The following is a 10,577-nucleotide window of genomic DNA, read 5'->3' as shown; positions in this document are numbered from 1 at the left end:
GATTATGCCAAGAGGGGCGCTCGCGCGCCCCTCGTTGGTCTAACGGTTGCCGCATCGGCGCGTATCAGCCAACCGCGGAACGGTGTAGCAGCGGCACGTGGAACGGCGTAGCAAAATCGGCGTAATAGGCAGCGGGAATTCAGGCGGTACTTTGGGACCATTCCGGCAGGTTTAAGGTTGACTTCGAGTACGAGCACCGAGGCTACTAGCGCTATAACGAGCTTTAATACAATCTAGGTAGCGCGCAGGTAGGCTCGAGCGGCGCATCGCGACTGTCTGGTACTCGTCAGTGCCAGATTTTCTATAGCTTTGCGTTCCTAGCCAATAAACAGCTTTGCTAGAACCGCAATGCACAGAACGATGCTGGCACCAGCCATGACGGTCACGGTCATCAGCTTGCTCTTCAGGGATGCCGCGTTATCGGCTTCGATGGCCTTGAGCTCTCTGACTTCTTCGGCTAATGAGTCGACATCGATCTCCTTGAGCGTCGCAATGCTCGCATCGATGTCGGCGAGATGCTTTTGTGCGTCCTCGAGAAGCGCCCGTGTCTCCCCGTTTTGCCGTTTGTTCTCGGATTTGGCGGCTTCGTTAGCTTCAAGCAAGGCTTCGCCGCTCGCTTTGATGTCCGATGCGGCGACTTTTGTAGATTCCGCTACCGCGTCAAGCCCGTTCCTTGTTTCTCCTATGCCTTCGCTCAGACTCGAAATTGCCTGGTCGGCAAGCCCTGAAATCTGATCGGACATCTTGCCGATAGCGTCGTTTGCAGCCTTCTCGAGGGTAGCCTGACCGTCTGCAGCTTGCTTTTGCACAATTGCGGAGATCTTGACAGAGGATTCCTCCACCGTCCGCAGCTGTGAAGTCAAGCGCTCGGTCTCGGCGGAAAGCGTGTTGGCTATTGAATCAGCAGCTCCCTCCAAAGCTACCTGAGCATCTGACGCTTGCTTCGCGATGGCATCGGCGCTGTCGGCCGCAGCCTTTTTGATTGCCTCCGATTGCTCGGATAAGCGGCCGACTTCGTTCGCAAGCGATTCTGTCGCAGCACGGGTTCGATTGTTTGACTCCTCGACGAGCCCCCTCATTTCTGCGACGACACGCTCAAGCCGCACGCAGAGCTCACTGTTTGCGGATACGACACCGTCCGCCTGCTCTCGTGCGGACTTGATAGCGCGAAGCTCGTCTTCGAGCTGGCCCAGGATTACATTGAGATTTGAACCGGTTTCGTTGCTCATTTTAAACTCCTCAATAGCTAGTCGTCTAAGTATGCTTTTCGAATGTCGTGCAGGGCCGCCAGATGCACCTTCGCGGTAATCTCGTCATGCAATTCTGAAAGCTGCGAAAGGTCGTAACGATGGGGCGCGGCTTCAACCGCCTCGTCGAACCGTTGCTTGAAGCGCCAAAACTCCTCTTGGGAATCCGATCGCTGGGCGAACCCGACCATGCCAGACAGGTAATCGTTGCGGAGTTCCTGCTCGAGGGCCTCGCTTTCATTCGTGCCGAGCTGGGTCAAGCAGAAGTAATTAAGCAGAGCGAGTGCATGGTTCTCATCAGTCAGCGCGCGGCGGATAAGTCGCACTGCGCCTTGAAGGTGCTTTGCGTTGTCAATAGGCGTCCCGCCCGCGCCGACGAGGTCGTCGTCAACGACGCGCAGGTACTTCATTACCGTCTCGAAAGAGCCCTGTTTGCCCTCGTCGGTATCGTTGGTAAGGGAGAACGGCTCGCCATTGTCGGCAACGTACTCGTCGTTGGCGTACTTCGAGTTGAAGTAGTAGTAAATGAAGTCCTTGAGGTCCTCGTTCGTCTCGAGCCAGTCTTTACTGGAATCGAGCCCCGTATTGCAAAACAGCCTCATGTCGTCCATCGCACGCTTGCGTTTGACGGCGATCTTTTCGTAGACGAATTCGGTCAGGTATCCCAGGCATTTTTGTATCTCGTTGTCTCCCCGGTAATCTAGCACTTGGCTGACGATTTCCTCGGCACGTTCCTCTGCGTAATAGCGCATCAAGAAGCGCTTCAATGCGTCGTAGTAGCCGCCGTCCTTCTTGCGGACCATCTTGATCAGAAAATAGCCCTTTTTGCGATTGAGATAATGCTGTGTGTAATCGTCTATGAAGCCGATACAGCACATGCGGTAAATCATCTTCTGCACGTTGTCCTCATGGTTGATCGGCTTTTGTTTACCCTTTTCCGGTTTTCCCGAGACGTAAGGGATTCTGGCCACGAGGCCGATTCCCTCTGCAGCCGAAATGACCTCATCGAGAAGGTTTTCGATTCTGTAGAGAGACTGGTCGTCCCTATCGCTGCGAACCAGCTCCACTGATTGCTTGCAGAAGAGTTCGTACAAGGTCCTCTTTTCGACGTCGATCCCCATGAAGTTCTGGCTATAGAAGTACTCATTGGTCGCGTAATCAGGATTCTCGATCAAATCGTTGCCGGGGTTTGCAATGTCAACGTGCCTGCGGGCAATGCGGATGCCGTAATAGTCCAGAACCGAATGCAGGTCCTGTTCGTAGAACCACCTGCCCTTAAGGGCTCTTTCAATCGGGCCGTCGCCGGGATAGTCGGGTCTTACGCGAGCGAGAGAGTAATCCGAGACGAGCACTCTGGCGAGCGCTATCCTCTTGTCGCGTCCGGCGCGGCCGGCTTCCTGGACAAAGCTTTCCAGGGAGCTGGGGTAGTTCATGTTCACGCTGAAGCGAACGTTCGGCTTGTCGATCCCCATCCCGAATGCTTTGGTTGCGACCATGAGCGGGAGCTTATTCTCTTTGAAGAGCTCGAGACTTTCGAACGACTGCGCATCCAGGTCCTCGTCGCCGTCCGAGCTGCCCACGAAGGTTCCGATGTCGGCAATCGATTCAGACAGTCGTTCGGCATTGTGCATGACCGATATGGGCGTGTTTGCCCTATGGGGGCAGAACACGATTCCGGCATACTCGTATTCGCCCGATTTGTCGAAGGGGTTCTTCGGCACACTGCAGGTGAGTTCCACGTCACCGAATTCGTCAATGACGTTATGGCGCTCGGCGAACCTGCTCTTGATGCGTTCAATGCTGCTGGGCTGCTGCAGTGCTTCAATCTCGTCGAACGCGTCTCGAAGGTGCAGGGCAAGATACTCGGACTTGCTTGCGCGCTCGGAATCGTGGTAGGAGTTGCTGAGCTTGACGGCTCGAGGCAAGCTGGGGTCAATGACGTGCCTGGCGTCGTAACTCTTGTCCGCTTCAAATCGCACTGGTACGCGCTCGATCTTGTATTGCAGCTCAAGACGATCGGTGTCCTCGTAGCGTACAACCGTATTCGCGTCGAGAGGATAGGCCCCATCTCCAGACAGCTCCCTTTCAACATCGGCAAGCACGTCGAAGGAAGCTGTTGCCGTGAGTCCAAAGAGGGTGAGGTGACCGCTGCCGTTCTTCGTGTGCACGAAGTTGTATAGGTTCCTGCCCAGATGCAGGTACGAGAACCTGAAATCGTGGCCCCATTCTGATACGCAGTGCACCTCGTCAATGACTCCGTATGCAAAGTAGACGCCGAGGTCGCGCATAGTCGACAGCCGGTTCCTGAAACTCTGCATGCACAGTCTCTCTGGCGAGACGAAGACGAACTGCATCTCGGAGGCCTCCATGTGGGAGAGCCTCTTGTCCCTTTCCTTGTCGGAAATCGTCGAATTGATGAATGTGCAGTCGTCAATGCCGGCGGCGGCAAGACCTGCATATTGGTCCTGCATGAGGGCGCGTAGGGGGTCGATGACGAGAGTCACGCCGGGTTGTAGCATGGAGGCCAGCTGGTACGTCAATGATTTGCCCCCTCCGGTTGGGAGAAGGCCAATGACGCTCTTGTTCTGCAGTGCGCGATTGAGTATGGGCACCTGGCCCGGGCGGAAATCCTGCTTCCTGAATAGCAGATTCAGGAAATACCTTAGGTGATCGAGCATCTCCTCGTCTTCCTGGAAACGCCCGAACCCGTCGGTTGACCCGAGAGGCTCATACTCGATGGTGTCCGATGTGTAGATGGTTCTTCGGCTGCGCACGCTGTTGGAGCGGCCTACCACGAAATAGCAGTTGTTGCGCGCCCTAAACTCGCTGAATGCGGCACGGGACTCATCTATCTCGCCGAGAACCGACATGTCTATGACCATGTCGTACTTGCTGGATCGCATGCGGTCGTCGCATTCCGCTGCGACGCGCGCATCGAGATGCAGCGGCGAGTCAAGCCACTCGTCGGCGCATATCACCGTGAGGTCAATCTCGGGCATCTTCAGCGACTTGAATTGCTTGCTCAGCGCGGAGGCGTGCCAAAGCATCTGGCGTAGATCTTCGAATGCCAGCGCGGCGCAGGGCACGTCGCGTTCAATGGCGATGACCCGCCATCGGTACCTCGAGACGTCAAGCAAACCCGTTATAAGGGCTTCGACGATCACCTTCTCCAGTCTAGCGACGCCTATGGGGACGTAAAGCTGCGCTCTCCTGATCGCTTCGCTGCAGCCATCGGCGCACCGGAAGGCTATTCCTCCAAGGTCATCCTTGACTCGGGCATTGCCTGAGAACCCGAAAGCGTTTTCCACAAACGGGCTGGTTCTCGTCGGCAATCCGCGCACAATTATGTTGTTGAGCACGGCGAATAACGGGTTCACGTCGTCGTAAATCTTTGCGCCGAGCTCGAACGGAGCGGCGACTTCAAACGCCGAGAGCGCATCGTCGTCCTCAATTCGGAGCTCCGCATCTTCATGCATGCAGTCGAGCTCGTAGGATGCGAAGAACTGGACCGGAGGGTAGTAGCCCACGTCCACAACGGAGCTCTTTCCGCATTCGTATTTGAAGATGAGAAGCTCCATTGTGAAGTTCTCTTCGGCTGTTTTTTGGGGTTTTATGAGGCTGGCGAGCTCAGAGATGGCACTGCTCTCCACTCTGTTTTGAGTCCGCCTTTCCTGCCTTACCGTATCGATGCGGGTGAAGTAGCTCTTGAACAGCTCTATGCGGCTCATGCCGTTATTGTTGTTATACACAGGGCTTAAGCAGACAAAGTAGTGAACCCCAGAGGCTGAAGCCCCTATAGTTTGCACGAGGCGCTTCATATCGAAGCCATCCATGTCAAGGATGTTCGAGAAGAGGTGCAGGGTGACTGGTGATTTTGTCTCTATGTCCTCCGCTGTTATGTCGTCGAGGTATTTCTGAAGCGCTTTTGTCTGAGTGATTCCATAAGCCGCAAGGTGCAGTGCCGCATAGCGCAATGCGAGTTCAGAGGGCTCGATTAGGACAACCTCGTCGAGGGGGATGAAAATCCTGTTGTCATTAAGGTAGTCGAGGAGGCAGCATGATGCGAGGGCTTGTCCGCATCCCCAATCGATTATCGACATAGATTCTTTTGACAAGTCGCGGAACACGCGCCACATTCTGCTTAGCGCAAGCTCCATCTTCTTCATGTGCTTTGGCGCGAAAGCGTACAGATAGCGCCAGAGAAGTTCCTCTCGGTCCAGCACGCGCGTACCGTGATGCAACTCATCGTACATGCCATGAATCTCGGACGTGCTGTAGTTTTCGCTAAGCAGCTTGTAGGCGATTGACCGTATCCCTCCAAAACTCGGAGGATTTAACCTGGCGATGAGCTCGGCGTAGCGCTCGTTCGGCTCGAATCTGGAAGCATCACCCACTGCTAGACCTCCTGGAAGAGCTGGTCGCCGCCAAAGCCAAATCTGAACGACCTGTCACGCGTGTCGCCAGTCCCGCGGTGGTCTTTGACCCTGTCGACGGTTGGATCGACATGCCCGCAGAGCAGGCTACTCGCAGGGTCGCAGAGCCCCGCAAGGTTACGCGCCAGCTCCTCGAGGCTCGTCGTGGCGTAGCAGTACCTGCATCCGTTCGCGCAGGTGTTGGGCCAGCCGATGTCGATACTCTCGATGCAACAGCACTCCTTGCGCTGCGCCTTGTCCTTGGCGAGCTCCTCGTAGCGCGTCTTCAGGCGCGAGAGCCTGCAGCCGCCTATGCGCTCGAAGACCTGCGAATCAACGCAGCGCGCGTGCTGGATTCCATACCTCTCCAGGTCGACCGCCTCGGCGCATGTATCGATTGCCATGCCGTTCTCGTGCGCTATGGAAGCCATTTGCTCCGCGAGGAAATTCTGCTGCTCGGCGGCGACCCCGTCGGTTCCCACGGACCTGTAGATGCTGCGGCCGCCGAAGTTGTACTCGTCGATGAAGCTGATCGTCACCTTCTCGGTGGAGCCATTGAGCTCGGTCGCGATCGTGTTAAAGGCGCGGAGCTGGTATTCGGGCGAGTATTTCCCATTAAGCAGTATCGGGTCGAAGCGCCACATCACCCGTTCGGGCCCAATCATGCCCGCAAGCTCCTTGAACGTCCTTATGAGGTCGTGCTTGTCCCGCAGGCCAGACTCCACGTCCCCGCCATAGGACGTGAGGGAAAACTGGAAGTAATAGCTGTAGTCGGAAAACGCATCCAACATGGAAAGCATGGGGGCAGGATCCTTCGTCCAGAAGACGATGCCGTCAACGACATCCGGGGACAGGCTGTACCGGCTCACCTGTGTGGGGAACATCGGGTTTCGAACGTCTACGAACCCCTCGCGGACTCTGTTAAGCATCCAATCGCTATGGAATCTCGGAATGTCCGTTCTTCTGCTCGCGCTGATGATCATGTAGCCTGCTCTCACGAGTGGCAGACGGCGCGCTTTGCTGAAAAACGGCACCTGTACTGCGCATTTATTTGTTTATCAATATTCTACTATTCGGTTCAGGCCTGAGTCGAGGGCGTTTGCATATTCATGAACGTTTTCGTCGAGAAAACTAGAGGCACGCGCAGGCCTGGCCGTTTCGGCAGCGTTCGGCTCGCCGGTATTCGATTCAGGTCCATCTCGGTCGATCGCAGAAGGGCTTTGCTCAAATGGCTCCAGGTAGCTTCGGGAGGCTTTAGCCCTTACGCCGCGTTGCGCCGCGTCAAAACCAGAGATATAAGCAACCTCATCGCCGTCCAAACGGCGCAATTGCATGGCAAGAGAGGCGCTTCGGTGTCAACAGGTACGAGCTTGGCCTTCGGACGCCGAGCGACGACCAACTCGATACTATGGCGCAAGCGATGGGGGTTGCCCCCAAGGCCCTTCGCGATATTCGCGTCGAGAGCGCCAGGGAGGCTCTCGAAGTGCTCTTCCGTATGGAAGAGGAGATCGGTCTCTATCCAGTGGAGAATGACGGCGCCATGGGCCATGCGATAGATTCCGAGAAAGCGCTCGCCCCGGCGACGCATCAGTCGCTCGTCGCCTGGAAGCGCATGCGCGATGGCCTGTCAGACGGCTCCGTAAGCTCCGAGGAGTACGAGGTCTGCAAGGCTTCTTCGTTCAGGGGATAACGGTTCGTTAATCACCCTGTACACGACCGACATTGCGTACATTGCAGGCTATGCTGCGCAATTCAGCACACTAAAGAACCCGATACCGGCGCGATCGGGAGTATTCTGCATGCTCTCAACCCCCATGAAAACCATAGAAAGCATGCATGGTGAGTACGCCCAGCAGCCCATTTTGACTGAAAATACTCTCCAATAGCTACCTGCGAAAACGCTGAAATAACCCGCTTTTCAAGGGGTGAGTACAGAAGTGAGTAGACTTTTGGCGAATCAACGCATCTCGGCGTAATCGGGAGTATTATCCAAGCTGTCGCAATCCCACCGACAAGCACCTTTTGTCACCTCTTAGCACCTCTTGGCACGGTTTGGACGAAGATGGCGCAGAAAGGAACAATTCTGACAGTATTTCCGCAGCTAGTCAGGCATAAAAACGCCCTGGAGCGCAGGATCCGGGGCGAAAATACTCCCCAATAAAAATGCTTGGGTAAATCCACTCGATACTAATAGGTGTTATTCGGAGCCAAGCGATGTGAGTACATCAAACAGCCCGTTTACCCGCGAAAATCATTCCCACTCTTTCACTCTCGTTTGCCGTGGCGACAATCCAGTTGATTCCAGTTTGGTCGTCGGCTTCAACTGTCTTGCCGCCGAGTCCCTCCGCGTGTCCTCGCGTAGGCGTTTGGGACAAACCCTGGGACAAATTCACAAACTATTTCGAAGCCGCAAGCCCGCAGTTTCATTTTTTCCCGGGGACATAAACGGGTTGGTTTTAAGGCCCTGAAACGTCCGATATGAACGCCAAAACAGCCGACTACCCTCTTCGGCACCCGTTTGGCAAAGTGAATCATAGCCAGTGGCTTTAATGTCTTGCATTTCCGCAGGTCATGAGGGATACACAAGAGCGATGACTGAAGGAATCGTCGCGGGTGGCTTTGTTTTCGCCCTTATGAGCCGGCTCTAAGCGCCTTAGGAACCGAGCGGGAAATCCGAGCTAGAGGATCCCAATCGTCGCCTTATTTCAGGCTGATTGCAACCGGCTGTTCCCCTTCCTACGCCAATGGCGTGCAGACATCTTCGATATTCTCGCTCGTTATGGCGAAAATCACGTCTCCAGGGTTTGCCTTTTTCGGTTCAGCGTATTGCTCTTCAGATCATCGTGGTGTGCTCGTAGCCGCGCTCCACGAGGAGCCGCTCGGCAACGTCGAGAATCTTCTCGACCGTCTCCTCCGAGTACTTATTGCGTGCCACGGGCACCTCCGTCCTTGTTATCGCGATAAACATACCATGAGTGGCGTACGGGTCGAGAAGAGCTGGCGCCAAAAGAGCCCAACGGCCGTTACAGCTTCGTTAGAAACGCGCCCCACCATGGATGGTGAACCCGAAAGGCAAGGCGCGCGGGCACGGCGACTCGGCCCGCGCGCCCGGAAGAGAAAGGACGAACCCATGGGTTACATGCTCGAGACGCGCGGGCTCAGCAAGCGCTTCGGCCGCGGCGACCAGGCGCAGGACGCCGTGGCCGACGTGAGCCTCCATATCCGCGAGGGCGAGGTGTACGGGCTGCTCGGCCCCAACGGCGCCGGCAAGTCGACAACGCTCAAGATGATCTGCGGGATGCTGCGGCCGACGGCCGGGGAGATCCTCTTTGCCGGGCACGCCTGGCGCCGCGAGGACCTCTACGCAATCGGCAGCCTCATCGAGGAGGCGCCGCTCTACCCCAACCTCACCGCGCGCGAGAACCTGCGCGTGCGCACCACGCTGCTGGGCCTTCCCAAGAGCCGCGTAGATGAGGTGCTCGCCGCCGTGGACCTCGCGGACACCGGGAAGAAGCGCGCCGGGCGCTTCTCGATGGGCATGCGGCAGCGCCTGGGGCTCGCGCTGGCGCTGATCGCCCGGCCACGCCTGCTCGTGCTCGACGAGCCCACCAACGGCCTCGACCCCATCGGCATCGAGGAGCTGCGCGACCAGATCCGCGGCTTCGCGGCGGCGGGCACGACGGTGATCGTCTCGAGCCACATCCTCTCCGAGGTGCAGCAGATGGCGGACACCATCGGCATCATCTACGGGGGGCGCCTCGCCTACGAGGATGCGCTTCGACCCGGGCAGGACCTCGAGGAACTCTTCATGAGCGTCTGCCGGGAGGGGCGACGAGCGCGCGGGGAGGTGGCGGTATGACGGGCGAGAAAGGCGGCCTGCTCGCGGGCCTGCGCGCTGAGGCCCTGAAGTCGCGCCACGCGGCACCGGTTCGCCTGGCCGTGCTCATGGCGCTGCCGATGCCGCTGCTCGGCGCGATGCCCTACCGGGGCGTGCAGATCTTCAGCGCGTGGAACTACTGGTACGCGCTCTTCCTGCCCGTGTCTCTCTCGCTCGTGGTGGCGTGCGTCGCGCGGGCGGACGCGCGCACGCGGATGCGGGGGCTTCTAGGCCTGGGCTTCCCGCTCGGGCGCGCCTGGTGGGCCAAGGCGCTCTGGTGCCTCGCGCTCTGCACGCTCTCGAACCTCGTGGTCTTCGGCATCTACCTCGCGGGCTCGGCGTTCTCCTCCCAGGGCCTCACGGCCGCGGGCACGCTCACGATGCTCCTCTGCGCGCTCGCCAACACGGTGACCGCGGCGTGGATGATCCCCGCAGGGCTCTTCCTCACGGCGCGGCTCGGCATGCTCGCGGGCATCTTCTGCCCGCTCGCCGCGCAGCTCGTGGGTGGGTTCGCCTGGTCGCTGGTGCCGCTGCCGCAGCTCTTTCCGCCGTCGGCGAGCATGGTCATCCCCACGAGCTTCATCCCCGTGCTGCCGAGCGGCGAACCACTCGCGGCGGACATGGCGCTCGGCGGGGCGCTCACGGCGGACGGCATGCTCACACTGGCGGGCCTTGCGGTCTGCGCGCTCGCGTTCGCCGCGCTCACGGCGGCGGGCGCGGCCTGGTTCGCGCGCTCCGAGGAGAGGTGATGGCCATGACACGACTCTCCGACCCGACGCCGCGCATGACTCTCCCGCGGGCCCTGCTCTCCGAGGCCCTGCGCCTGGCGCGCTCCCCGCTCGCGGCGGTGCACCTCGTCTGCGGCCTGGCAGCCGGTCTTGCCTGCGGCGAGTACTTCTCCTTAATCCGATGGGACCCGGCGCTGGGCGCGGACGCCTACGCCCAGTTCCTCGGCGCCCTCATGCCGCTCATGTCCGCCATCGTCTGCGGGCTCGCCGTGGACGAGGAGCGCGCTGCCGGGCGCCTCGCCAACCTCACGGC

Annotated in this window: 8 protein-coding genes and 1 pseudogene; 4 read left to right on the top strand and 5 right to left on the bottom strand. The window is 58.4% G+C overall.

Going from position 1 to position 10,577, the window contains the following annotated elements; translation table 11 throughout:
- Window positions 1–317 precede the first annotated feature (317 nt).
- The 4 genes from F8C90_RS10370 to F8C90_RS11160 form a co-directional block, all read right to left on the bottom strand.
- Entirely contained in the window at window positions 318–1,229 is a 912-nt protein-coding gene (locus F8C90_RS10370; RefSeq protein ID WP_158050434.1) for a coiled-coil domain-containing protein, read from the bottom strand.
- 17 nt (window positions 1,230–1,246) lie between these two features.
- Complete coding sequence (locus tag F8C90_RS10365) at window positions 1,247–5,641, bottom strand: DEAD/DEAH box helicase (RefSeq protein WP_158050433.1); 4,395 nt, start codon at window positions 5,639–5,641, stop codon at window positions 1,247–1,249.
- 2 nt (window positions 5,642–5,643) lie between these two features.
- Complete coding sequence (locus F8C90_RS10360) at window positions 5,644–6,642, bottom strand: DUF1848 domain-containing protein (RefSeq protein WP_158050432.1); 999 nt, start codon at window positions 6,640–6,642, stop codon at window positions 5,644–5,646.
- 75 nt (window positions 6,643–6,717) lie between these two features.
- Window positions 6,718–6,978: a hypothetical protein gene (locus F8C90_RS11160; protein ID WP_211361099.1), complete on the bottom strand. Its 261-nt coding sequence runs from the start codon at window positions 6,976–6,978 to the stop codon at window positions 6,718–6,720.
- A gap of 89 nt (window positions 6,979–7,067) precedes the next feature.
- Between F8C90_RS11160 and F8C90_RS10355 the strand changes: the two genes are divergently transcribed.
- Window positions 7,068–7,349, top strand: coding sequence for an XRE family transcriptional regulator (locus F8C90_RS10355; RefSeq protein WP_158050431.1), 282 nt, complete (start codon window positions 7,068–7,070; stop codon window positions 7,347–7,349).
- A 1,143-nt stretch (window positions 7,350–8,492) separates the two neighbouring features.
- On the opposite strand, the gene F8C90_RS11265 is transcribed toward F8C90_RS10355, so the two are convergent.
- Window positions 8,493–8,594, bottom strand: a complete 102-nt coding sequence (locus F8C90_RS11265) for a TetR/AcrR family transcriptional regulator (RefSeq protein WP_246155898.1) — start codon at window positions 8,592–8,594, stop codon at window positions 8,493–8,495.
- 195 nt (window positions 8,595–8,789) lie between these two features.
- Here F8C90_RS11265 and F8C90_RS10345 point away from each other — a divergent pair, with 195 nt between their 5' ends.
- The 3 genes and pseudogenes from F8C90_RS10345 to F8C90_RS10335 all read left to right on the top strand — a co-directional run.
- Window positions 8,790–9,518, top strand: a complete 729-nt coding sequence (locus tag F8C90_RS10345) for a lantibiotic protection ABC transporter ATP-binding protein (RefSeq protein ID WP_158050429.1) — start codon at window positions 8,790–8,792, stop codon at window positions 9,516–9,518.
- Entirely contained in the window at window positions 9,515–10,285 is a 771-nt protein-coding gene (locus F8C90_RS10340; RefSeq protein WP_158050428.1) for an ABC-2 family transporter permease, read from the top strand. The genes F8C90_RS10345 and F8C90_RS10340 overlap by 4 nt, the downstream gene beginning before the upstream one ends.
- Window positions 10,286–10,320: 35 nt before the next feature.
- Window positions 10,321–10,577: pseudogene (locus F8C90_RS10335) on the top strand (lantibiotic ABC transporter permease); the annotation flags it as partial.

The organism is Ellagibacter isourolithinifaciens (assembly GCF_008831035.1).
Classification (GTDB): Bacteria; Actinomycetota; Coriobacteriia; order Coriobacteriales; family Eggerthellaceae; genus Ellagibacter; species Ellagibacter isourolithinifaciens.
Note: the sequence above shows the minus strand (reverse complement) of the source record. Positions and strands in the feature narration are given on the sequence as shown.